The sequence below is a fragment of the Paenibacillus sp. NPDC058071 genome (assembly GCF_042885235.1).
Classification (GTDB): domain Bacteria; phylum Bacillota; class Bacilli; order Paenibacillales; family Paenibacillaceae; genus Pristimantibacillus.
This window is the reverse complement of the sequence record NZ_JBHVSK010000006.1, coordinates 29,998-54,032: the sequence shown is the minus strand read 5'-3', so window position 1 is coordinate 54,032 and position 24,035 is coordinate 29,998. Positions and strand designations below refer to the sequence as shown.

22 protein-coding genes are annotated in these 24,035 nt (G+C 50.8%); 5 read left to right on the top strand and 17 right to left on the bottom strand.

The features are described from left to right. Nucleotides 1-235 precede the first annotated feature (235 nt). Both ACFVTB_RS11780 and ACFVTB_RS11775 read left to right on the top strand, forming a co-directional pair. Nucleotides 236-793 carry a GbsR/MarR family transcriptional regulator gene (locus ACFVTB_RS11780; RefSeq protein WP_387749369.1) on the top strand — a complete coding sequence of 186 codons (558 nt, stop codon included), beginning with the start codon at nucleotides 236-238 and terminating at the stop codon, nucleotides 791-793. Between the two features lie 399 nt (nucleotides 794-1,192). Next, nucleotides 1,193-2,143, top strand: a complete 951-nt coding sequence (locus ACFVTB_RS11775) for a LysR family transcriptional regulator (protein WP_387748697.1) — start codon at nucleotides 1,193-1,195, stop codon at nucleotides 2,141-2,143. A gap of 4 nt (nucleotides 2,144-2,147) precedes the next feature. On the opposite strand, the gene ACFVTB_RS11770 is transcribed toward ACFVTB_RS11775, so the two are convergent. The 8 genes from ACFVTB_RS11770 to ACFVTB_RS11735 all read right to left on the bottom strand — a co-directional run bounded on the left by ACFVTB_RS11770 (nucleotide 2,148) and on the right by ACFVTB_RS11735 (nucleotide 11,431). Then, nucleotides 2,148-2,918: an SDR family NAD(P)-dependent oxidoreductase gene (locus ACFVTB_RS11770; RefSeq protein WP_387748695.1), complete on the bottom strand. Its 771-nt coding sequence runs from the start codon at nucleotides 2,916-2,918 to the stop codon at nucleotides 2,148-2,150. After that, nucleotides 2,899-4,623, bottom strand: a complete 1,725-nt coding sequence (locus ACFVTB_RS11765) for a M28 family peptidase (protein ID WP_387748693.1) — start codon at nucleotides 4,621-4,623, stop codon at nucleotides 2,899-2,901. The genes ACFVTB_RS11770 and ACFVTB_RS11765 overlap by 20 nt, the downstream gene beginning before the upstream one ends. A gap of 15 nt (nucleotides 4,624-4,638) precedes the next feature. Then, complete coding sequence (locus tag ACFVTB_RS11760) at nucleotides 4,639-5,835, bottom strand: M20 metallopeptidase family protein (RefSeq protein WP_387748691.1); 1,197 nt, start codon at nucleotides 5,833-5,835, stop codon at nucleotides 4,639-4,641. Between the two features lie 29 nt (nucleotides 5,836-5,864). Next, nucleotides 5,865-6,851 carry an ABC transporter ATP-binding protein gene (locus ACFVTB_RS11755; RefSeq protein ID WP_387748689.1) on the bottom strand — a complete coding sequence of 329 codons (987 nt, stop codon included), beginning with the start codon at nucleotides 6,849-6,851 and terminating at the stop codon, nucleotides 5,865-5,867. Continuing rightward, nucleotides 6,805-7,845 carry an ABC transporter ATP-binding protein gene (locus ACFVTB_RS11750; RefSeq protein ID WP_387748687.1) on the bottom strand — a complete coding sequence of 347 codons (1,041 nt, stop codon included), beginning with the start codon at nucleotides 7,843-7,845 and terminating at the stop codon, nucleotides 6,805-6,807. Before ACFVTB_RS11750 ends, ACFVTB_RS11755 begins: the two co-directional genes overlap by 47 nt. Then, nucleotides 7,832-8,755 carry an ABC transporter permease gene (locus tag ACFVTB_RS11745; protein WP_387748685.1) on the bottom strand — a complete coding sequence of 308 codons (924 nt, stop codon included), beginning with the start codon at nucleotides 8,753-8,755 and terminating at the stop codon, nucleotides 7,832-7,834. Before ACFVTB_RS11745 ends, ACFVTB_RS11750 begins: the two co-directional genes overlap by 14 nt. A 16-nt stretch (nucleotides 8,756-8,771) precedes the next feature. Beyond that, nucleotides 8,772-9,722 (bottom strand): ABC transporter permease, encoded by a 951-nt coding sequence (locus tag ACFVTB_RS11740; protein ID WP_387748683.1) that lies wholly within the window; start codon nucleotides 9,720-9,722, stop codon nucleotides 8,772-8,774. A 107-nt stretch (nucleotides 9,723-9,829) separates the two neighbouring features. After that, nucleotides 9,830-11,431: an ABC transporter substrate-binding protein gene (locus tag ACFVTB_RS11735; protein ID WP_387748681.1), complete on the bottom strand. Its 1,602-nt coding sequence runs from the start codon at nucleotides 11,429-11,431 to the stop codon at nucleotides 9,830-9,832. 238 nt (nucleotides 11,432-11,669) lie between these two features. On the opposite strand from ACFVTB_RS11735, the gene ACFVTB_RS11730 reads away from it, so the two are divergent. After that, nucleotides 11,670-13,178: a carboxypeptidase M32 gene (locus ACFVTB_RS11730; protein ID WP_387748679.1), complete on the top strand. Its 1,509-nt coding sequence runs from the start codon at nucleotides 11,670-11,672 to the stop codon at nucleotides 13,176-13,178. Nucleotides 13,179-13,295: 117 nt separating this feature from the next. Here the strand turns inward: ACFVTB_RS11730 and ACFVTB_RS11725 are convergent, their stop codons facing one another. From ACFVTB_RS11725 to ACFVTB_RS11685, 9 genes are all read right to left on the bottom strand, one after another. Next, nucleotides 13,296-13,775, bottom strand: a complete 480-nt coding sequence (locus tag ACFVTB_RS11725; protein WP_387748677.1) for a DUF6530 family protein — start codon at nucleotides 13,773-13,775, stop codon at nucleotides 13,296-13,298. Nucleotides 13,776-14,040: 265 nt separating this feature from the next. Further along, nucleotides 14,041-15,039 carry an ABC transporter substrate-binding protein gene (locus tag ACFVTB_RS11720; RefSeq protein WP_387748675.1) on the bottom strand — a complete coding sequence of 333 codons (999 nt, stop codon included), beginning with the start codon at nucleotides 15,037-15,039 and terminating at the stop codon, nucleotides 14,041-14,043. A gap of 133 nt (nucleotides 15,040-15,172) precedes the next feature. Beyond that, the gene (locus ACFVTB_RS11715) at nucleotides 15,173-16,798 is read right to left on the bottom strand and encodes a helix-turn-helix domain-containing protein (RefSeq protein WP_387748673.1); all 1,626 of its coding nucleotides are present in this window, start codon (nucleotides 16,796-16,798) and stop codon (nucleotides 15,173-15,175) included. Between the two features lie 93 nt (nucleotides 16,799-16,891). Further along, complete coding sequence (locus ACFVTB_RS11710) at nucleotides 16,892-17,203, bottom strand: YbjQ family protein (RefSeq protein WP_387748671.1); 312 nt, start codon at nucleotides 17,201-17,203, stop codon at nucleotides 16,892-16,894. A gap of 231 nt (nucleotides 17,204-17,434) precedes the next feature. Then, on the bottom strand, nucleotides 17,435-18,814 hold the full coding sequence (locus tag ACFVTB_RS11705) for an ABC transporter substrate-binding protein (protein WP_387748669.1): 1,380 nt from the start codon (nucleotides 18,812-18,814) through the stop codon (nucleotides 17,435-17,437). Between the two features lie 13 nt (nucleotides 18,815-18,827). Further along, entirely contained in the window at nucleotides 18,828-19,970 is a 1,143-nt protein-coding gene (locus ACFVTB_RS11700; RefSeq protein WP_387748667.1) for an efflux RND transporter periplasmic adaptor subunit, read from the bottom strand. Nucleotides 19,971-19,989: 19 nt separating this feature from the next. Then, nucleotides 19,990-20,847, bottom strand: coding sequence for a carbohydrate ABC transporter permease (locus ACFVTB_RS11695; protein WP_387748665.1), 858 nt, complete (start codon nucleotides 20,845-20,847; stop codon nucleotides 19,990-19,992). 24 nt (nucleotides 20,848-20,871) lie between these two features. Continuing rightward, a complete protein-coding gene (locus ACFVTB_RS11690) occupies nucleotides 20,872-21,480 on the bottom strand; it encodes a carbohydrate ABC transporter permease (RefSeq protein ID WP_387748663.1) in 609 nt (202 codons plus the stop codon). Then, nucleotides 21,362-21,751 carry a TOBE domain-containing protein gene (locus tag ACFVTB_RS11685; RefSeq protein WP_387748661.1) on the bottom strand — a complete coding sequence of 130 codons (390 nt, stop codon included), beginning with the start codon at nucleotides 21,749-21,751 and terminating at the stop codon, nucleotides 21,362-21,364. The genes ACFVTB_RS11690 and ACFVTB_RS11685 overlap by 119 nt, the downstream gene beginning before the upstream one ends. Before the next feature lie 162 nt (nucleotides 21,752-21,913). Between ACFVTB_RS11685 and ACFVTB_RS11680 the strand changes: the two genes are divergently transcribed. Together ACFVTB_RS11680 and ACFVTB_RS11675 are read left to right on the top strand one after the other, a co-directional pair. Continuing rightward, nucleotides 21,914-22,630, top strand: a complete 717-nt coding sequence (locus tag ACFVTB_RS11680; RefSeq protein ID WP_387748659.1) for a response regulator transcription factor — start codon at nucleotides 21,914-21,916, stop codon at nucleotides 22,628-22,630. A gap of 1 nt (nucleotide 22,631) precedes the next feature. Next, nucleotides 22,632-24,014, top strand: coding sequence for a sensor histidine kinase (locus ACFVTB_RS11675; RefSeq protein WP_387748657.1), 1,383 nt, complete (start codon nucleotides 22,632-22,634; stop codon nucleotides 24,012-24,014). Nucleotides 24,015-24,035 lie beyond the last annotated feature (21 nt).

Sequence of the window (24,035 nt, the reverse complement as noted above, 5' to 3'; positions counted from 1 at the left end):
GTTCCTCCCCGTTTAAAAAGAGCTTCAAATAGCCATATTCTAATGTTCAATATTCTTTGAATATTTGCTATAATGATTAAAAATAGTGTCATTCCTTCTCTCTGTTCAATAGTTATTGTACGTTCGCATCATTTTCGGATGGTTAACGGCAGATCAAAATTAAGTGGATTTTATGTAAATTTTCGATATGGTACAGTACGGAGGCTATAACGTGAAGAAAGAGAATTCGGGAAAAATGAAAGAGCCGGAGACGATCGGAGACGAGCTGCGGCATAAGGTGATTGACGCCATTGCGAAGACGATGGATTTGTACGGGGCCAACTATTCATTTGGGCAGCTTTACGGCATCATGTATTTTGAAGATCGACCGATGACACTTGAAGAAATGCAAACGAGCATGAATATGAGCAAGAGCAATATGAGCTATGCGGTTCGCGCGCTGATGAATTCAAAGATGGTCGTCAAGCTGAACGAAAAGCAGGAACGCAAGGAGCTTTACGCCGCCGAAACGGACTTTTTCAAAGCGTTTCAAGCTTTTTTCGTATCGAAGCTTCGACGGGAGATCGATGTGATGCAGGGAGCGATAGTGGATGTAATTCCCCCGCTATCCGAGATGATTCTCGACGCCGGAACATCCGACGAAGAACGGGAGCACGGATTAAAGGATTTGCATAAGCTGCGTCATGCCGAACAATACTACGACTGGCTGAAGCAATTTGTGGATGAGCTGGAGAAAGGCGCTTACTTCGGCCATGAATCGCTCGGCTTGCAAAGCACTAATAGAAGCTCTTAATATGGCTTAGAGCTTGACTTCAAGGGAGAGAGACCGCTGCGGGTCAGAGGGTTCTTCCGATCGCCATTAAAGCCTGATTCCTTTTATTTGATAGATGGTTGCGGTAGGAATCAGGCTTTAAAAGCGACCACTATCGTTTCTCCAGAATCCCTCTGACCCTCCGCTTTGCCCTCCTTTTCCGTCAAGCAGTCTATAGAAGACAATATTAAAAGAACGAGGCTACTTTCAGGGATTATTGAATCCCCTGGAAGCAGCCTCGTTCTTTTTTTTTCCTCGTTATCAAATTAACCGCGACTTAAAATTAATTTTCCCTATTGGATTAGTTTGTATTATCTATGATACAATATTGTCCATAAATGTAAGCATGGAAGCCATTGAACAAAAAAAGAGGTGATAACGATGGATATTCGCATGATTAAGACCTTCCAGACTATCGTCAAGCTTGGAAGCTTTCAGCAGGCAGCCGAAGCGCTGCAATATTCGCAGCCGGCTATTACCTTGCATATTCAGAAGCTGGAGGCCGATCTTGGAACGAAGCTGCTTGAGCGGGGCAAGAAACTAAAGCTTACGGAAGCAGGAAAGGTTTTTTATGCGCGAGCGGACTTGCTGCTGAAGGAGTATGAGGATTTGGCCCATACCATGACCGTGCTGGAGCAAGGCGATGCAGGCATCGTACGCATTGGCGTAGGAGAGCCGACCGCATCCCGCAGGCTGCCTGCCTTGCTAGCTGAATTTACAGAGCAATTTCCGCAAGTAAAGCTGCAGGTTCGGGTAGGCGACAGCAAGCAGCTGCATGAGCTGCTCGCAGCGGAGCAGCTCGATTTTGCCGTATGCCCTACGCCCGAGCTGTCTATCGACATGGAGTTCAAGCCGCTTTTTTCAGAGCCTATGGGTTTATTGTTATATGATAGCCATCCGCTTGCCGCCAATCGCTACATTACATTAAAGCAGCTAGCTGGGGAAAACCTCATTTTCACGCCGCCTGTTTGCCCCGTACGCGTTCAAATTGAACAGATAATTGTGAATCATATCGATCATAACTATAACAAAATAGAAGTCAGCAATGCCCGCGCCCATCCTTATTATGTGCAGGCCAAGCTGGGCATTGCGATTGCATCAATTGCTTCCATTACGCCGCCCATAGCGGGAACCGTCGTACGGCAATTGGCCGATTTAGGAATTACCCCTATAGTCGGCCTGCTTCGCAAGAGAGACGCCCCTATAGGAGCGGCTAGCGAGAAGCTCATGCAGCTAATAGAGGAAGCTTGGCAAGAGGAGCTTTCCATTAAACAGCTGTTTCCGAAAACAATCGCCTCCGCCAGACGCAAGCGAGCAGCTGCGAATCTATAAACAGCTAGCTTCTCGCAACCCGTCCGCCGTCGACTGCAAGGGTCGCTCCCGTAATAAACGCCGCCTGCTCAGAGGTTAAAAATAAGATCGCCTGCGGCGCATCCTCCGGACCGGAGGTGCGTCCAAGCGGCGTTATTTCGATCATCTTCTCCGTATGCTGCCGGCTCATGACGCTTACCTCGCTCCCTGGGGCATAGCCGGGAAGCACCGCATTTACTCGAATGTTATGCTCGGCCAGTTCAAGGGCGAACAGCTTGGTAAGCATCTCTAGTCCGGCTTTGCTTACCGAGTAATTGCCCATACCGACAGCCGCCGTAGATGCGGCTCCCGAGCTTATATTAATGAAGCTGCCTGCTGTTCCTCTCTCTATCATTTGGCGGGCAAGCCGCTGCGTCAACTGAAAGGGAACGGCCAAATTAATCGACATCGTTTGCTCCCAGTCCACAGTATTCATCCCCATCAATGTGCGATAAGGATAGATGCCTGCACCATTGATCACAATGTCCGCCGCTCCCCACTGCTTCTCCACGAATTGAACCAGCTCATCGAGCTGCCGCTCCTGCGACAAATCTGAAGCATGTAAGCTCAATCGGGATTCATCCCATTGGTTCTTTTCCTTTAGCTTTGCCGCAGCAGCTTTCAAAGCATCTTCCCTTACGTCCGTTAGCAGCAAAGTGGCCCCTTCCTCGGCATAGGCGTGGGCGATCCATTGCCCAAATACGCCTGCGGCCCCGGTAATAAGCACCTTTTTGCCGTCAAATCGATTCAGTGTCATTCCGCTCCCCCTCTTCCGATACGAACGTCGACAGAAGCAGCAACCCTTTATTCAGCAAATCGGCCAGCTGATTTTGCTTGCGAAGCAGGCCGGTTTGCAGCCTATAAAAACGATCGCTGCCCGCTTCAGCCGCAGCAAGCTCCTCGATCTCCGATAAAGCGGGCACTAATGGCTGCTGTACGGCAGGGTCATGCTCATAAAGGCTGCCTTTTATATAGAGAGCCGGAACCAATATGCGGCTGAGCTGTATAATAACGCGGTTTACCTGCCGAAGCTCGCGATTGGCGCTTGCTAGCTGCACATGCCGCGCATAAAAATGCTCAATCTCCAGCTTGAGCCGATTTGCCTTGGCAAGCAAGGACTGCACCGATAAACGCTCTCCCGCCAGCGTCTCATACTCTAACAGCCGCTCCGCGAGAAGCGTCGCCGCCGCTCGCTGGTCAATCGGAATGACGGCTGCATTGGCCGCATCGTGCAAAGCGGCTATATACACTTTGCAATCCCTGAGCAGCAGCTGCTCGTCCAGCTTATCCAGCGTATCCTCGGTTGTATGCCACCACCAGCCAAACCATCCGTCCTCCTGATAGGAAAGCCCCATAAATGCCGAAGGCAAGCCCGTTCCCCAAAAGGACTGATCGCCGGCCCGGCCAAACGGCGATCCATGAAAGTCGTGATCGCCGAAGCGCCGCCCAGCTCCCAGCTCAATAGCCTGTTTGCTCAACTGCTTCGTTTCCGCCATGACATTGGCCGCTCCCAATTGAACAGCGCCTTTTGCCCCGACGGAATCGATGTTGATATGCAGAACACCGTGCTCCTGCAGCTCTTCCCAATGCGCGTCAGCGTATAAAGCGGAGCCGGCGTACCTGCCGTGGGAATGACCGGACCAGAACGCCCATCGAATCGTTCGGCGCAGCTGCCCGTTATTGCGTGCCAATACACGGGCTGATTCGAGCATGACAGCATTCGCGGCCCCATTATCCATCGCGCCATAGTGCCAAGCATCGATATGACCGCTGAACAAAACAAACTTTTCCGGCTCCACTGCGCCCGTTAATTCGGCCGTTAACAGCGGGATATCTCTCCATTCGCTCTGAACCTCTCCATATAAAGAGGCAACCGCCTCCGGAAACTGATGCAGCTCCGACAGCAAGCTTGCACCGTCCGTCTCATTCACGGAGAAGGCCGGAATCGACGGATACAGCCTATCGCTTGTCGATGGATTTCCCCATACGCCTGAAGTAATCATCTCATGGGTATATCGGCTGCGGTTCATAAAAATAACGGCGCTTGCACCTTGCCGCTCCATGCGCTCAATGATCGGCCATGCGGCTAATCCGTTTACAAGCACCGCTTTTCCTGCCAAGCTTTGCTTAGTTGGGTCAGCGCTTGGCTCGTAAACAGCAAGTGACAGCTCGGTTCTTGCCAACGCTGGAGACATCGCATGCGTAATAACGGGATAAGCACGCCCGCCTACGATAAGCTCCGCTTTCCCAGGGATGCTGATCCAAGCTTTGTGAAAGGAAAGGCGAGTCTTTAATCCGAAGCTCTCTAACTGTTCCTTCACATACTGAAAAGCCCGCAGCTCCTCTTCAGAACCGGAGGTTCTTACATATTGGGCAAGCTCAGCGGCATGACGCCAAAGCTCTGCCGCATCCGCCTGCTCTATTATTTGCTCGACATGCGAGCTCTGATTTCCTATGGACATTTCCCTGCCCTCTCCTTATCCGCGTTTGTCTTGTTCCTTATGAAAGAAATGGAGAGCCGTTTGCGCCAAAACAGCTATACCCGTTAAGATTGCATGTTCATCAAAAATAATCGAGTCGTGATGCAGCGGCAGCACGGAACGGGGCTCTTCCTCCGCAACACTTCCCAATCTGAACATCGCGCCGGGGATGTGCTCCAAGTAAGCCCCGAAATCTTCTCCGCCCATGGAAGCTTCCTTTAAATAAAAGACCTTCTCCCGGCCGAGCGCCGTAATAGCGGCCTCTTCAATGATATCCACGATGTTGTCGTCATTAATGACCGTCGAAACTCCCTTTGTATACGTAAATTCAGCTTTGCCGCCGAAGCTCTCCGCGATGGAGACGGTCAGCTTCTCCATTTGCTTCTGGATCGCACTGCGTACATCGGGATGATGAGTCCGAACGGTGCCGCCTAATCGCACTTCATTAGCGATGACATTAAACGCCTGACTGCTACTGGACAGCTTTGTTATTGAAATAACGGCCGGCTCGAGCGGACTGACATGGCGGGAGACGATCGTTTGCAGCGCCGTAATGACCTGTGCGGCAATGATGACGGGATCAACGGTGCGATGCGGGTAAGCGGCATGACCGCCTTTTCCGGCAATGCGGATTTCAAAAGCGTCCGCGGCAGCAAGCATCGCTCCTTTTTTCAGCGCGACAGTGCCCGACGGCGCATCCGGCCATACATGCAGAGCAATAATCGCATCGACCGGAGGGTCTTCCAGCACGCCTCCCTCGATCAGATCCGATGCTCCTCCCGCTACCTCTTCTGCGGGTTGAAACACAAATTTGACGGCGCCCTTTATTTGCGTGCGATGCTCGCTCAGAACCGCAGCCGTTGCAAGCAAAATAGCGGTATGCACATCGTGGCCGCAAGCATGCATAATGCCGGGGTTCACACTGGCAAAGGGCAATCCCGTCTGCTCCTCAATCGGAAGCGCGTCCATATCGGCGCGAATGCCGAATACCGGCCCTTCCTCGCTGCCCCGAAGCAAGCCCACAACCCCTGTCGCTCCAATATGCCGCACCTCGATGTCAAGCGAGGTCAGAAATTCAGTCACAAGCGCCGCCGTTGCAAACTCTTGGTTGCCGAGCTCAGGATGCCGATGAATATGACGGCGAAGCCTGATCGCTTCGTCCTTCCATTTTTCCGCAGCTTCATAAATGCTCATTGCTGTCGCCTCGCTTCATTGAAATAAACTTATTCATATAAATGGCACTGCACCTCATGGCCCGCCGACACGGTCGTCTTTTGAGGCTCCGCTTCGCGGCAAACCGCCATTGCATAAGGGCATCTCGGATGGAAAACGCAGCCCTTCGGCGGATGAAGCGGCGACGGGGGCTCTCCCTGAAGCTCGATTCTTTCGCGCTTCGCTCTTGGATCGGGGATAGGCACCGCAGCCAGCAGCGATTGCGTATAAGGATGGAGCGGACGGTGGAACAGTTCGTCTGTCGGAGCCTGCTCAACCATCTCGCCCAAATACATAACGCCGATTCGGTCGGCAATATGCCTGACCACACTAAGGTCATGCGCAATAAATAGATAAGAGACGCCCAGCTCCTGCTGAACCTCCTCCAGCAGATTGATGACCTGCGATTGAATGGATACGTCAAGCGCGGAGACCGGCTCGTCGCATACAATCAGCTGCGGTCCGAGCGCGATCGCACGCGCAATGCCGATTCGCTGGCGCTGCCCGCCGGAAAATTCATGCGGAAACCGGTCGTAATGCTCCTCGCTAAAGCCTACCTTACGCAGCAAGGACAACGCCTTATCCGTTCGTTCGGCCTGATTGCCGATGCTATGAATTTTAAGCGGCTCCTCCAAGGTGTAGCCAATTCGTTTGCGAGGGTCCATGGACGTATAGGGGTCCTGGAAAACCATTTGCATATGCTGCCGGTAACGGTTCAGCTCCCGCTTTCCCAGCGCAAATAAATCTATCCCTTCGTACAAGGCTTTCCCTGCTGTCGGTTCAATCAATCGGAGCAGCGTACGGCCAAGCGTACTTTTCCCGCAGCCCGACTCGCCGACCAAACCAAAGGTTTCGCCCTTCGATAGTTGAAAGGAAACGCCGTTTACAGCCTTCACCGTTCCGACCGTGCGCCCAAGCGCCGACTTAATAGGGAAATGCTTCGTTAAGCCGTCAACCTGAAGCAGCGGCGGGTCTAGGTTCGATAATGCTTGCCCCATAGGCTACCTCCTGTTCCGTTGCAATGCCGGGATACCAGCACCGAACGAGATGACCATCTTTCGTCTGACGCAAATCAGGCAGCTCCAGCTGGCACTGCTCCGTTGCAAACGCACAGCGATCTGCGAATCGACAGCCGACTGGTATGCGGTGCAAGGATGGAACCGTGCCTTCTATCACATGCAGTTTCTCGTCCCTGCTGCCATCGATGCGTGGAATTGCCTTCATAAGTCCAACTGTATAAGGATGCAAAGGTCCGTAAAACAGCTCGTCTACCGAAGCCTCCTCCACGATCTGTCCCATATACATGACGGCAACACGATTGCACGTTTCAGCCACGACCCCCAAATCATGGGTAATGAGAATAACCCCCATTTGGTTTTCCCGCTTCAACTGATCGATTAAGCTTAAAATTTGCGCCTGAATAGTCACGTCTAGCGCCGTCGTCGGCTCGTCGGCAATGATCAGCTGCGGCTTGCACGCCAGCGCCATCGCAATCATCACCCGCTGGCGCATGCCGCCGGATAATTCATGAGGATGCTCATGAATCCGCTTCTCAGGCGAAGGAATTCCCGTTAAGCGCAGCAACTCGATGGCAGCTTGCTTGGCTTCCCTTCTTTTAAGGCCGCGATGGAGACGCAGACTTTCGCCGATTTGTTTGCCAATCGTTTGAACCGGATTAAGCGAAGACATCGGGTCTTGAAAAATCATCGAGATCGCATTGCCGCGAATTTGCTCCATCTGCTTGTTGGAGTAATCGAGCAAATTTTCGTTGTGGAACAGCACCTCGCCCTTATAGCTCACATCATCTTTGTGATGAAGCTGCAGGATCGATTCCGCCGTCACGCTTTTTCCGCAGCCGGATTCACCAACAATGCCCAGAGTCTCGCCGGCATGGACATAAAAAGAAACGCCGTCTACGGCTCGAAGCGTTCCTTTTTCCGTATAGAGGGACACTTCCAGCTGTTTAACCTCAAGCAGCTTATTTTGCGGCACGGCGTTTCCCTCCCTTCGCGCTTCCCGCATGCGGGTCCAGCAAATCTCGCAAGCCGTCGCCGAACAGATTTAATCCGACGACCGTCAGAACGAGCAGCAGTCCCGGAAAGACGGTCATCCACCAGGAATTATAAATAACGGCCTTCCCGTCATAGAGCATATTGCCGAGACTTGGAGCAGGAGCAGGGATACCCGCTCCGAGGAAGCTAAGCGCAGCCTCCGTCAATATCGATACTGCGAAAATAAAAGTCGCTTGAATAATGAGCGGCGACATCGTATTCGGCGCCATATGAAGCCAAATGATCCGCCAGCTGCTTGCCCCTTGCGACCGCAGCGCTTCAATGTAAGTCAGTTCGCGGACAACGAGCGCCTTTGAACGAACGATGCGCGCAACAGAAGGGACAAAAATAACGCTAAGCGCAATAATGACGTTGCCGACATTTGGCCCCAGCGCGGCCATAATCGCAATGGCCAGCAAAATCGAAGGAAACGCAAACAGTCCGTCGCAAATCCGCATGAGAATATGATCAAGCAGCGAATAGCTCGCAGCCAGAAGACCGATCAGCATGCCCAGAAACGATGAAATGACTGTAACAGCCAAGCCTACCAGCACCGAAATGCGCAGACCGTATACGGCGCGGGTAAATACGTCCCGGCCAAAATTATCGGTGCCGAACCAGTGCTGAAGCGTTGGACCCTTCAAGCGCTGGATCGAGTCCAACTGAAGCGGCTGATAGGGAGTCAGCAGCGGCGCGATTGCGGCCAGCAAGGCAATAACAGCTAATATAAATCCTCCTGTCATCAAGAGGCGATTTGCCTTAAACCGTCTAACGAAAAGCTGCCTGCGCTCCTGCCGGTAGGACAACTTGGCGGGTACTGCCGTTGCTGCCTTCTCGGATGCAGCGTTCATGACGCTTTACCTCCTTTTACTTTTTGCCAAGTCTGACGCGCGGATCTACCAAACCGTAGAGCAGATCGACCGTCAAATTGACAAATACGTAAGTAACCGTTACTAGCAATACGGAGCCTTGAATAACGGCATAATCTCTTCGGCTGATTGAATTGACAATGAGCTGCCCGACACCGGGAATATTGAACAAGGTTTCGATGACGGCAGCGCCTGTCACTAGGCCGCCGAAGGATTCGCCTATGACCGTTAAGATCGGGATAAAGGCTACGCGGAGCGCGTGTTTGTATAAAATCGCCTTTTCCTTTACCCCTTTCGCTTTTGCCGTTTTTATAAACTGGCCGGACATGACGTCCAGCAAGGAAGATCTCGTCATCCGCGTAATCAGCGCCGCTTGGATAAGCCCAAGTACAGTAGCCGGAAGCAGCAGATGCTTAATATGATTCCATAAGCCTGCGCTAAGCGGCTGATAGCCGGCATGCGGCAGCCATTTCAGCTGTACGCTAAACAACATCACAAATAAGGAGCCCAGCAAAAAGCTGGGGATGGAAATACCGAGCATGGAGAAGCCCATGACGGATTGATCGACGATCGTGCCTTTCTTTCTAACCGCCGTAATGCCAAGCGCCAGCGCCAGCGTTACCCCGATAAGCTGTGCCAAAATCGCCAAGGACAGCGTAGGGCCCAGCCTTTCAAAAAAAGCTGCCGTTACCGGCTTGTTCAAAAACAGCGATTCTCCCAAATCTCCTTGCAGCAGCCCCTTTGCCCAGTTCCAGAACTGTTCAGGCAGCGGACGGTCTAGTCCAAGCTTGCTTTTCAACTCGTCGATATCCGCTTTGGAAGCCTCCTCGCCAAGCAATACGGCTGCCGGGTCGCCCGGAGTGATATGGATAATCGAGAAAACGACTATGCCGACGACAAGCATAACCGGAATAATGGACAATAACCGGCGAACTATGTAACCACCCATGGCCAGCAACCTTTCTTGTAAGCTGCGAAAAACGAGAAGCAGCGCATCGTCAAAAGGATGAGTCTGCGCCGCCGTTTTTACCTACCCCTTCGTTTGCTTATGTCGGATCACTTTTGAATAGATACGTTCCAGAAAATCGGGCCAAGGATATTTTCGAATCCCTCCACCTTATTCGACAGCGCCGTTATTTGCCTGTTGTGACCAATCGGCGAGAATGGCACTTCTGAGTAGATGAAATTATGCACTTCGTCAATAACCGGTCTTGCCGCCTCGATCGATTCGGCAACGCGAATGCCTTGCAGCAGCTCGTTCAGCTTATCGCTTTTCAGCAGGCCTTGACCGCCCCCCCAGAAGCCGTACTGGTAAAAATTCGGCCTGAATGCATAGCTGATCGGATAAAGATCCCAGCCTACTCCGGCATTCAGCTTTTCTTGCAGTGTCGGCCAGTCGAACACATCAAGCTTCACCTTCACGCCAATCGATTCAAGCTCCTGCTGAAGGACGACAGCCACATTGTATTGGTCAATGTAATCGCGCGTCGTATAAATGACGATTTCTTCGCCCTTATAGCCGGCCTCTTGAAGAAGCTGCTTCGCTTTCTCTGGATTCGCCTGACTGTAGTTTTCCTTGCCCGCTTCCGAGTACCAGTTCGGGAATTCTTTGACGACCAGCGACGAGGTTTTCACGTAAAAGTTTTCGTCCCGGAAGGCTGATCTCAAAATATCGTCGGCATTTTGCACCGCATTTACAGCCTGACGCAGCTTTACATTCTGGAACAGTCCTTGCTTGCTGTTATAAAAGAAGGAATAGAATCCGCCCGGGCTCAAATACGTTTTCAAATCCGGATTGGATGAAATTTGGTTCTCATTGTCTACCGAAATATTTAAAGCGATATCGTATTGCCCGGATGTAATGCCAGCAATCCGCGTGGATTCGTCCGAAACAAAATGGAAAATGATATCGTCGGCAAAGGCTGTTTTTTTGCCGCCCGCTCCGTTTGTCGGCTCCGTACGCGAAGAGTAATCGTCAAATCGGCTTAGCTTAATGAATTGATCCTGCTTCCATTCCGCCAGCTTGTACGGGCCTGTGCCGATGTAGTCTTTGATGCCTTTTTCATCCGCCGCTTCAACAACCTCCTTCGGATAAATCGCCGCTGCCGGAATCGGGTCAGCCAGCAGCTGTACGGTCAGCAAAAACGGCGTTTCCAGCTTCAGCACGACGGTATAATCGTCAGTTTGGCTCGCTTCCGCTCCAGTAAAGTTGGCTTTGCCGAGGCTGGATACTTTAATCCAACGGTTAAGCGACGCTACCGCATCCTCCGCCTTCAGCTCCTTGCCGTTATGGAATTTAACGCCCTTGCGAAGATGGAACGTATACGACAGCTTGTCATCGCTCACCTCATAGGACTCGGCCAACTGCGGAATGACTTGGGCATTCGCATCCAGTGTAACTAGCTGCTCATAAAGACTGCGGGAAATATCCTTGGTTGCCGTCGTACCCGAAATTTGCGCATCCAGTGTGACCGGCTGCGTCGGATATCCAATATTTATGGCCCCGCCCGTTTTTGGCTGCTCAGCCGGTTTGGACGATTCTGACGGCGATGACTGCGGCGACGGCTCGGTTGCGCCGCTATTGGACGAGCAGCCTGCCAGCAGCAGCAATACTAGAAAAGCGGTTAATAAAGCATGTTTTTTCTTTCTCCTATTCATTTCTTCGATCCCTCTCTCTTTTAGCAATTTTCAAAATGCCATCCGTTAATCAAATCCAACAAACTCAATCATAAGTTTATTTGTCGGATTAGTATGGATTTCATAAGTTCAGGTTAAAGAACATTTCCTTTTTTGTAAAATAAGGAATCGTAAACCTTCGATTTACTTTTTGTAAATTGAATTTGCCTAGCCGCCGATGTACGATACAGACACATTCACGCCTGAGAGGAGAAAAACCATGACTTTATTGGACAAGCTGCCGCAAGAGTTGGCCAGTCATATTACAAAGATAGAGCACTACAAGCAAATATTGACGCTGCTGAATTGGGACGCCCGAACGGGAGTGCCGAAGAAAGGGGCTTCCTATGCTGCGCAAGCGAAGGGCACCTTAGCCGGGGAGCTGTTTCTATTGCAGGGCGACGCTGCTTTTGGCGCAAAGCTGGAGGAAGCGGCTGCTCAAAGCGACGAATACGACGATACGATAAACCGAATTATTGCGGAGCATTATCGGGCTTATAAGCGCAAAAGCGTCATCCCGTTCGAAGAGCATGCCGCCTTTGTTCGGGCGCAGAGCGAAGCTAACGCCGCTTGGCTGGAGGCCAGAGCCGCTAATGATTTTGCCGTATTCGCCCCGTACCTGAAAAAGGTGTTCGACAGCAGCTTGCGCTTTGCTTCTTATTGGGGATTTCAAGAGCATCCGTACGACCCGCTTGTCCAGCAGTTCGATCCCGATTTGAATACCGTTACGCTCAACCGGGTATTTGGCGAGCTGAAGGATGCGTTGATCCCGCTTATTCAACGTGTTACGGCGGCGGCTAACCAACCGGACACCTCCTTGTTCCGAAAGCCGTTTCCCCTGTCGCGCCAGCATGAGTTGACTCACGAACTGCTTCACGCGATTCATTATGATTACGACGCAGGCAAATTCGGGGAAACCATTCATCCGTTCACATCGGCTATCAATCCGCTGGATGCGCGGCTAGCCTCCAAATTTGTAGCAGACGACGTGCGGGTAGCCTTGTGGAGCGCACTGCATGAAGGCGGACATTCGTTGTATACCCAAAACATTAATCATGAGCTGATTCATACCGGACTTGGCATTTTCACTTCTTTCGGCATTCATGAATCACAATCGATCTTCTATGAGAAATTTGTGGGACGGCACAAAGCGTTCTGGGAGCGTCATTATCCGGCGCTTCAGCGCATTCAGCCTGAAACCTTTGGCGATGTGCCGCTAGATGCCTTTTATTCATCGCTAAATGCAATAAAACCGGCCTATAACCGATTCGAGGCCGATGAACTGACCTACAATCTTCATGTCATTATTCGTTATGAAATCGAGCAGGCCATCATTGCGGGCGAGGTGCGGTACGAGGATCTGCCGGAGCTGTGGAACAAAAAAAGCGAGGCTTATCTAGGAGTAGTGCCGCCTACGCATTTGGACGGCATTCTGCAGGACGGGCACTGGAGCGCAGGCTTTGGCCTGTTCCCGTCCTATACGCTAGGTTTCGTATATGCGGCGCAATGGCATGAAGCAATCCGCCGCGACCTGCCTAATTTCGATCGTATCGTCGGCAGCGGCGATTTGCGGCCGATTACGGGCTGGCTAACCAAGCATATTCACCAATACGGCAAATCGCGCTCGGCTAACGAGCTGCTGCAGCAAACTGTCGGCGGCGGCATCGATACCAAACCGCTGATTCAATATTTAACTAGCAAATATTCGCAGCTTTATCAGCTCTCTTAATCCGTAACAAAAAAAACGCAAGCTCCGAGGGATGCTGCCTCGTGAGCTTGCGTTTATAGAAGGAAATAAGCACAAGCGCCGTTTTCGCGAGTGCAAGCAGGGAGGGAGCTTTAAGCTTTAATAGCCCATTTCCTTTAAAATAGTGGACAGCGTGCGCAAGCGCTCGCCGATCATTTCACCGTCATTGCTCAGAGCTTGGCTGAACAGTTTAATATCTTCATTGATTCTCTCATTATCCGTACAGATCTCCACAGACATGGCATCCCCTTGCAGGCCAACCCGGTCGATGACCGGCTGCTGCGGGTCATATAAATTTTCATATCGATAGGCTTCTTGAAAATGAGCGAGGGACCGGCAAAGCAAAATGGACAAATCCAGAACGCGATGGAGAGGCAGCTCTTCCGATTGCCTTGACCATTTTTCTCCCGTATATCTCCATACCTTCGCCGAAATATCGACCTTGCCTCTATCATTCCACTGGGCCAATCCCAAGGAAAGACCTTTCGCGTCTGTGTTCCCGGCCAAGCGGCCGTCAACCTTATCATAATTTTCCGCCACGACAACAGGCTTATGCTTTAACGTAGTAGGTATTTTCAAGTTTTTCCCCTCTTTCCTTTTACCCGTTACTAATCTACTAAACTTCGGTTTCATCTTATCTTGGATTTCATCGTTCGTCAATCCGTTGTGGAAACGCGCCAATGGAATGACAAAACCCGTCAATTGTACAATTGACGGGTTGCTTTGCCGCTGTTTCCAGGCTTACTTGGAGCGGAAATTTATTCAAGCGCCGAGGTAACCGGTGCCTAACAAAAAAAGCGTTCCACCTCCGTGGAACGCCTTTAACCTTCATTCGTCACTTTTGCTACTGGACTACAGCTTTTAGCACATCGTCTATTTTTTTGCCATTGGCAATCGCACCGCTAGCCATCCAATGAGTATTGTCCATTTCAAAGACATGGCCTTGCTGAACAGCGGGAAGCCCTTTCCAAAGCGGGCTGTCTATCAGCTCATTCGCCTTATCCCGCGCAGCTTCGCCTTGTACAAGGAGGAATATATAATCGGCATCCAACTGCGGGATCACCTCTAGAGACAATGGCTTATGAAACTCCCAAGACAGCTCTTTCACCATCTTGTGCGGCTGCAAGCCAAGATCACTATAGAGAACAGGCCCGCTATAATAGGTGCCGTCCATAAGCAGCACTTCTTTTTGCTTTACGCGAATAACGGCAAAGGTTTTCCCTTCCACAAACGGTTTCAGCTTTTCCTTAGCCTCTTCTACTTTATGATCATAATTTTGGATCGCTTGCTCCGCTGTATCCGATTTACCGAGCATATCTCCAAGAATACGCAAAGTACCTTTCCAATCGACGGTTGCATCCTCAAAAGCGTAGGTCGGTGCAATTTTATTAAATTGCTCGTAGGCTCCTTCTTCAGCCAGATTTTTCGTGTATAGGACGATTAAATCCGGATTTGCTGCTACCAGAGACTCCATATTGACGCCGTCCGTGAAGTCGAGCTTAGGAACATCCTTCAGCTCCGGCTGGAGATACTCCTGCACCAATTCGCCGTACGACCACTGCATGGTAGGTTTGACGCCAAGCATTACGAGCGCGTCCTCAACATAAGGAGCGACAATTCGCTGCGGGTTGGCGGGAACAAGAACATCCCCTATTACGTCCTTGAATTGGCGTTTCTCTTCAGACGGCTTTTGTGTTGCTTCCCCTTGTACATTCGCTTGTTCATTGTTCGCCGGCGTTTCCGATACGGCATTCTCTTTCTTCTCGCCGCCGCAGGCTGCAAGCACTGAAACAAGCATAATTAAACAAAGGATGAATAGGCTGTTTCTCCAGGTTGATTTCATGACACCCTCCTATGATATTGATTATCATCATCAATAGAATAGTATCATGGCTTTCACGATTCCTCTACAGACAATTGTGCGAAATTTCGGTGGGAAATTGTGCTCGATCGCCTTGCGGTCAAGCAAAGCAGCCTTAACCGAATATTCGGCCGGCTTCATCCAGCACCATAGAATGAGCGTAAGGCGAATATTCAAGCCAAGGAATTTCCTGAATCACGTGCGCCGCTCCTCTTCTTACCGCTTGCAGCGATTGCCACTGCGCGCTGCTTTGCAGTCGATTCCAGCTTTGCATAGAAGGCCTATCTTGATCGATCGCAATAAATAGAAGATCTGCATCGTATTGCACCAAGTCGTCAACGGTAATCCGTTCACATACTTGAATATCCGTCATATCGTGAGCGGGCACCAGCTGCAAGTCTTCATAGAGAACTGAACCGCCGTTACGGGTACTGTACACATACAGGTCCCCGGACATGAGATGCAGAACGCAAACGCGATTCCGATCGAATTTGCCTTGCCATTGCTTGCGCAGCTGCTCCGCCTTCCGGTCATAGCTCGACATCCAGTGCTCCGCCTTCCTTTTCTGACCGGCAAAAGAAGAAATTTCGCGAAAATGATTGCGCCAATCCAGCTCCAGCCAAGGAATCGATACGACCGGCGCAATCTTCTCCATGCACGCCAGCACCTCGCGATCAACCAGTCCATCGCACAAAATAACTTCAGGCTTGGCGCCAGCCAATGCCCGAAGGTTCTGCTCCCACACCTCCGTGTTCATCTGCTTAGCTCTCTTCAAATGAAAGGGAATGATATCGTGATATTGGCTGCGATGGCTTTCCCGGCTTCTCTCAACATAGGTGGCGAACGGGATCACTTCCAGCGTCAACAGATGAGCTGCATAATGATAGCTTAGCGCTGCAATCTTTTCCCTCTTCCGTGTCATAAACATCGTAGGTGACAGGCCGACGCTCTGCTTGAATTTACTGCGGAAATACGCTTCATCGCGATAGCCTGTAAGGTGAGCAACTTCCCGAATGTTGTCGCCGAGGCGCAGCAGATGCTCCTTCGCATGGTGAATACGAATGGCCTCCAGCCTATCGCTTGGACGGCATCCCGTTATTTCCTTGAACTTTCTCGAAAAATGCCACGGGCTCATGCCAGCTATCGCCGCAAGGGTATCCCGGGACAATTCTTCCTGGTAGTGCCGTTCCATATAATCGATCGTTTGCTTAATCGCTTCCGCTGCATCTGGCATCCCGATCTCGTCTTCCTGTTGAAAGAGAAGATCCAGCAGTTGATGGAACAATAGAAAATAGTGATTCGCGAGCTTTCCATCCTGACCGTTTAGCTGATCCTGCAGCTGTTTCATCATCTGCAGAGCTTCATTAAACGTTCGCTTGGACCTCTCGCCATATTGAGGAAACAAAACGTCCCCCTGTAATTTGACAAAAGAAGCTTCACGCTTCGTCTCATTCGACTCACGCAAAGCTTGAAAGGTCATGCGATAAAATTGCAAAGGCCGCTCCGCTTCGCTTCTCATCTCAATTAGCATCGAAGGAATGAGCAGAAATATTTTTCCCTGGTGCAATGAATAACGCCGGTTATCGATGAACAGCTCGCCTTTGCCTCCTGTAATGAGAAGCAGCCTATAATCTTCAACAAATTGGCTGTTTTCTTGCCAATCTGAAGGACATTGCAAAGATTCGAAATGGATGAGCCGAAAAAGAGGCTGAGCTCTTAAAGAGAAGTTGCTGCTGGACACGACGGATTCTCCTCCAACTGATAACATCGATTGCATCTGGTTATGTCAGTCTATTGTAGGCGAATACCTGCGCTTTGACAAATGAACTTTAGTTTAAATAATGACTGCCGTGCCGCTGACAGCGACCATCAGCATCCCTTGGCGAACCACTTCGTAACTAATCGTGACACCGATAACGGCATTGGCTCCCTTCTGCGCGGCTTGCTGCGTCATTTCATCATAAGCGGCCTCCCTCGCTTCCCTAAGCTTCGTTTCATACACTTTCGAACGTCCGCCTACAAGATCGGTAAATGAAGCAAGAAGATCTCTCCCGACATGGGCTGCCATGATGACTTCGCCAGTTACAACGCCTAAATAATACTCGACTGGAGAACCTTCAACGATTGCTGTTGTCGTAACAATCAAGTGTTTACCTCCTAGAAACAGATAGATGAATTGTTCGTTGAAATCCTATCCTATCAGCCTCAGTTAAACAGAGCCTTAACGACTAGACCCGCTTCAGCATAAATTGAACTATGCCGTTTAGGTTCTGTTAATGTAGATAGACTTAAAGACATGCGAATTGCCGGACCGCTGTACCCAGCGAGTCCGGCAAATTTTTTAGCGCAAATTAATAGCGTTATGATTTCGACGTAACTACTCGTTCAAATAGGTGTTCGCTCGGTTTTGAATCAGCTTGCTGACTTCTTCCGCAGATTTCTGTCCATTCATGAAGCTGTTGAACTCCTCCATGGCAATCATGAGCACTTTCATATCGCTGAACCTTTGGAAGTCGGCTTCCGAAATCAGCTTCTGTACGTCTGCGATCCGCTTTTTCGCCGTTTCCACATCCGGCTGTATGCTTTTCGGTATCGTTTGATCCAATTCTCCGTTCTCCAATTTCTGCAAAGCTTCCTTGAACTTCTGATCGGCAACGCCTTTATTCATCGGCAATCCCATAAGCTCCGGCGAAGCTTGCATTTCATCGGAAAGCAAATATTTGATGAACGCCCATGCTTCCGGCTGAACGTCCGATTTGCTGTTGATCCCTAAGCTGTAAATAAACTTGAACGGTACGCCGTTCTTGTTCCCGCCCGCGCTTGGCTTCTGGTAATATTCCATATTGGAAGGCATCATCATGAGTTCTTCCGTGCTGTAAATGCCCGCCATTTGAAAGGCCGTTTTGCTGAAATCGGACGAAAACCCTGCCATCCCATCAATGAGCAAGCCTTCATCATACATCGACTTAATTTCCTGCATCATGCCGCGGAACAGCTCCGAGTCGAAGTTTGGCTTACCCTGCCCGGCGAGCTGCGCGTAATTGTCCTCGATATAATCAAAGACTAGCTGCGTAGAGCTCAGATTGCCGAATCCTTCGTACCCTTGCTGCTTCAGCTTCTTGGCGACTTCCTTGAATTCGGCCCAGCTCCATGGCTTTTGCTTATCGACTGGAACATTCGCTTCCTTCAATAACTCGGTATTTCCTCGAACGAGGTCGAGAGAGAAGGACAGCGGCATAACGTACAGGCCTTTCCCGTCTTTGGATGATTTCAATATATTGTCGTACAACGCGTTGCGATCGATTGCGTTCTCTTTGTCTTTGTCCATCAGTTCGTTTAAATTGACCAGCAATTTTTTGGCGACGAACTTGTCCTGAGGCAACTCGTTCATGAGAATGAGATCCGCCCCTTTGCCGGAAATAACCTGCGTCGTTACCGATTGAACATACTTTTCCACATCGGCCAAAGAAATAGCCTCTACGCCCATACCGCCTTCCGGTGCTTCCGGGGATGCCTTATATTCCTTTATTTCGATGTGAATGTCCTGATGCTTTTCCTCAAATTGCCGTGCAGCGTTTTCCAAGAAACGGTCTTTCCTCATGACAGACAAGACAACGGTTTTCTTGTCGGCCTTCGTCTCGCCTTTGGAATCGCCTCCGCCATTGCCAACGTTGTTGCCGGTGCCGGCGCTGTTGCCGGAACAGGCGGATAATAGCAGAACGATGGACAGCGTCAAAATGAACCCTATTTTCTTCAAATGAATCATCCTCTCAATTTACTCGAACCCGATTGCCTTCCTGCAACGGTTCGCTAGACTCCGTAACAATTTCTTCATCCAGGTACATGCCTCCGAGCACAATGATCTCCTCATTGTCTCCTTTTCCCGTCTTCACATAAGCCTTCTGAACAGTGTACGTGTTGCCTAGCGAGCTTCTATTCTCGCGAACGACGAACACATAGTCTCCTGACCCGTCTTTTTTCATCCACTTCTTGTTAATGACAAGCCCCTGCTCAGTGAGCGGCTTTTCCAAGTCAACGCTGGCTGACTCACCTCCTTGCAGTCCGTCGCCTGAAACGTGAACGACGATTGTTTTTTGCGCCTTGGCGCCTCCGTTTGGATTGCCTCCATCCATCTCTGGATTGTTCACAGCCCCGCTTCCGCTTCCTTGGGAAGCATCCTTGATTTCGGCGACTGTTCCTTCAAGCTGCCAGGGCTTGTCTCCGTCTATGTTAACGGGCAATTTCTCATCTTTTCGTATCAAATCAGCAGACTCCTTATCCACCGTAAAAGTGAATTGGAACCCCTTGCTGTTTTCCACAAGCGTCAGCACGGGCTGCCCTTGAGGAATGGTCAAGCCCGCCTCAGCTTGCAAATTCGTCACTCTGCCGTCCGCAGGCGCCGTCAACGTTCGTTTTGACGCCAAGTTATTGCGCAGCGTCTCCATTCTCCTCATCGCGATGCCTTGGTCTAGCCGATCCAAGTCCAAATCGCGTTTCGCTTTGCGGATCGCCTCCTCGTCCTCCGCCCGCTGAGCGGCCACGTACTGTTCTTTGAGCAGCTCACGGTTCAGTTCCCGCTTCTTCAGCTCATCTTCCGCATCAAGAAGCTGCTGCTGCACCTCCGATCCGTCGAACGTCACGAGGAGCTGGCCTTTTTTAACTTGTTCATCATTGCGGACATGCACTTTCGCCGCCTTCCAGCCGCTCTCGCTGTGCACCTCGATTTGCCGGCGCGGCGAGATGACACCGCTGCCTTCGATTCGCTGGATAAATGATTTTTGGGCGGGCTTTGCTGTTGTTACTTTAGGCAGCAATGCGGTTTGAAGCGTTTGGCTGAATAAAGTGAGCCCCGCCAATACGACGAGGAACACAACCAATGCAATGCCTGCCATTCGTTGTTTCTGCAGTACCATGCTGCCATTCTCCTTTCGCTCAGCCTTTCACGCCGGAAAGCTGAATTCCTTCGATAAAATACCGTTCGGCACTCAGGAACAGAAGCACCATAGGCATCATATATACAACCGAGACGGCAAACGAAACGCCGAACGCATCTTTCTGGAGACGGGAGAGGAAGACCGAAAGCGGCTGCATCGCGGCGTCCTGCAGAAAAATAAGCGGCTGCTCTACCATGTTCCAATAGTCGACGAACAGAAGCACGACAAGCGCGGCTACACCGGGCTTCACCATGGGCAGCGCTATCGATAGGAATAAACGCAAGTACCCCGCCCCGTCTATTTTCGCCGCTTCGATGTAAGCCGAATGGATGTGGAGCATGAACTGCCGCAGCAGAAATACACCAAAAGCTCCGAACACGCCGGGCAATATGATAGAGCCGGGATGATTCAGCAAGCCCAGCCGGTCGACCATCAAATAGTTCGGTACAAGAGTCACTTGAAACGGCATTAGCATCGTCATTAAGTAAAGGAAGAACAAGCCTTCCCTGCCCGGAAAATGCAGCTTGCCGAAAGCGAATGCGGCGAGCGTCGCCACCAACGCTTGCCCGATGATGATAGGGGCCACCATCGAGACAGAATTCCAGAACAGATATAGGAACGTAGGCGTTGCAATTAATACTTTGTTGTATTGCTGAAAAGATACCCAGTCGGGAATCCATTTCAGATTGACGAATACGCTCGTGTCGGTTTTGCCTAGCATGCGATAGTTGGCCATTATTTCCCGCTCTGTCATAAAGGAACTGACGAAGGTCAAGACGACCGGCATCAGCAACAGGACGGCGATGGCGATCAGCAACAACGAACGTAATAGCGGTGCGACCCATTGCTTGTTCACGTCTTTCACCTCTTTCTTGAGCGCTTACTCCATATAAGAGCGGAAAGCCCGCTCCGTACGGAACAGCGCAAACACAAGCGCCATAATGCAAAGTGCCATCAACACGGCCGCGGACGAGACTTTCTGGATGTCGAGGGACAGAAACATGTTGTTCATGTAGTGCTGCATCATATAGATGCTGTCGTGCGGATAAGCGCCAGCGACGAGATACGTCTCGCGGAACACCTTAAACGAATTGAGCACAGACATAAGCACGACCAGAAAAGTAGTCGGCGTCAAATACGTAAGCGTAATCCCGAACAGCTTGCGAACTGAACCCGCCCCTTCCAAATTGGCGATTTCATAATACTGATCCGGTATGTTTTGCAGGCCAGCTAGAAACAAAATGACGTTGTATCCGATGTTCTTCCATACATAAACCAGTATGATGACAAAGCTGGCCCAATCGGATTTCATCCAGTCGATGCGGCTATAGCCGAAATGCTGCAAAACAGCGTTTAATGCGCCGTTCCAATCAAATAAGATTTGCCAGACAAGCACGATCGAAGCGACCGGCACAACAAGCGGCAGCACATAAGCGGTGCGGAGCCAGTTTCGGAAAAACACCCGCTGATTTAAGAACAGTGCCAGCAAGAGCGATACGGCGACTAGGATCGGCACGCTGATTGCAGTGAACCAGAACGTGTTGGACGCCGCTTTCTGAAACGAGGAACTGAGCAGCAGTTCCTTGTAGTTGGACAACGTGAATCCTCCCCCGAGCCGATCCTGAAACGAGCTCAAGATGCTCTGGCCGAACGGAATAAGATAAAAGACGGAAAACCCAGCCAAGCTCGGGGCCAAAAAACCGAGGGCAGCCAATAGCTCCCTGCGAGCCAGACGATGCAATTTCATGTAGAACCTCCAATCGGGAGCCGGTAAAGATCTGTGCGGAACGGCTTTACGTCCATTAGTGTACATGCCAAATTAGGTAGTAAATTTGAAAACGATGTGGAAAAAGTGTGGAATTGGGCTGTAGATTATTTTTTTATGTTAGAATGGTTCTCGATAAAAGCTAGGAGGTTGCCGCATGAAGTCCTATCAAATCGCCGTAGTCGACGACGATGCCCAGATCCGGGAAATCGTGGAGGCTTATCTGCATAAAGAAGGGTACCGCACGATCGCGCTGTCGACGGCGGAAGACGCGTGGGAATTGTGGAAGGACGAACCGCCGGATATGTGGATTCTCGACATTATGCTTCCGGGAATGAACGGTTTCGAGCTATGCCGTCAAATCCGCAAAGAGGCGGAAGTGCCAATCATCATGATCTCGGCGCGCGATGAAGAAGTTGATCGCATTCTCGGGATCGAGCTCGGCGGCGACGATTATTTGACGAAGCCGTTCAGTCCACGGGAATTGGTCGCGCGCGTGAACCGCTTGTTCCACCGGGTTGGCTCTATTCGCCAAGCGATGGAGATCCCTCCCGTCCCTTCGCAAATTGCGGATACGGCGATTGAGGTTGGCGAACTGCAGCTCATTCAGAAGGAACGGCGCGTTTTCTGGCATGGCGAAGAAATCGAAATGACGCTGAAGGAATTTAAACTGCTGCAGACGTTGTCCGAGCAGCCGAATCGGGCGTTCACGCGGGACGAGCTGCTTACGTTAATTTGGGGAGACGATTATTACGGCAGCGACCGGGCAATCGATGATCTGGTGAAACGGCTGCGGAGAAAAATAAAGGAGCTTCCGGTCGATACGGTATGGGGACATGGCTATCGGCTGAGGACAGAAAGGACGGGGCAATAACATGAGAATGATCTATCGGCTTCATCTTTCATTTGCCTTGCTGCTGTTATGTATTCTAGCGATTACCGCCGTTCTTATATATCCGCTGCTGCTCAACACTTTGGTGGACGACCATCGGAAGGAGCTGCGGGACCAAGCCGGCATGCTGATGAATATATCGCCAGTCATGCCGCTCACTTCAGTTCGACAAACGAATGCGGAATCCAGTACGAATACAGAGTCCATTACGAGTTCGGCGCCTTTGATCGGAAACACGAGTGCGATATTGTTCGCGCCCGGAGAGAAAGTCGTCTACAGCACCCTGGCCGACGAAGCAACGATGGAGCTTATGGAGTTATCGAAGCAAACCGACTCAGGAGGAATCTGGCAAGGAAAAGACGATCAATATATCGTGGAAACGTTAACAGCCAGGCAAGTCGGCCAAACGGACAGTCCGGGCTTCACAGCGGTGATGGCAACTCCGCTAAGCAAAATCAAAGCGATGCAGGTCGCTTTATTTGAACGGTTGATGATCATCCTTTCCATAGGAGCTATTCTCGCTTTTCTGCTAAGTTTGCTTATTACAAGAAAACTCGTAAAGCCTCTAGGCGATCTGAGGAAGGAGCTTAACAAGGTGGAATCGCGCCGTTTCTCCGAAGTCCGGTTAGTCGAAACGGGAGGCGAGATTGGAGAAGTCGCGAAGGCCGTCTACGACCTCGCTGGGGAGTTGGAGAAATACCAGCGCACGCAGAAGCAGTTTTTCCAAAACGCCTCGCACGAGCTGAAAACGCCGCTCATGTCCATCCAAGGCTACGCTGAGGGCATCAAGGACGGCATCTTTACGGGGGAACATGCCGAAAAAGGCTTGGACGTCATTGTCAAGGAATGCGAGCGGCTGAAAAAAATTGTGACAGAAATGATTCTGCTCGCCAAGCTGGAGAGCGAAGACGGCATATTCCATATGGACCGCGTCCCGGTACGGGAATTGATCTCAGAGACGTTGGAGCGCATCAATCCGCTGCTGATCAAGAACGGCTTGCGAATCGAGATGAGCGGATTCGATAACGGCGATGAGTGGTCGATCCATGCTGATCGTGAGAAATTGCTGCAAGCGCTCATTAATATCCTGGGCAATGCTGCCCGCTACGCCAACGAAACGATTCGCATCCAAACTTCTAGAGGCATCGAAGGAATCAGCATCGAAATTTTAGATGACGGCGAAGGAATCCCCGAACCGTTATTGTCTCAACTTTTTCAACGATTTGCGAAAGGAAAGAACGGCGATACGGGGTTGGGTCTGGCAATTTCCCGCGCCATTGTCGAGCGGTGCCACGGCCGTATTTCTGCCCATAATGAGGCGGACGGCGGCGCTGCATTTGTTTTGCGTTTTCCAATCCTTTCTTAGTAGGCGTTGCGATTTCATAAC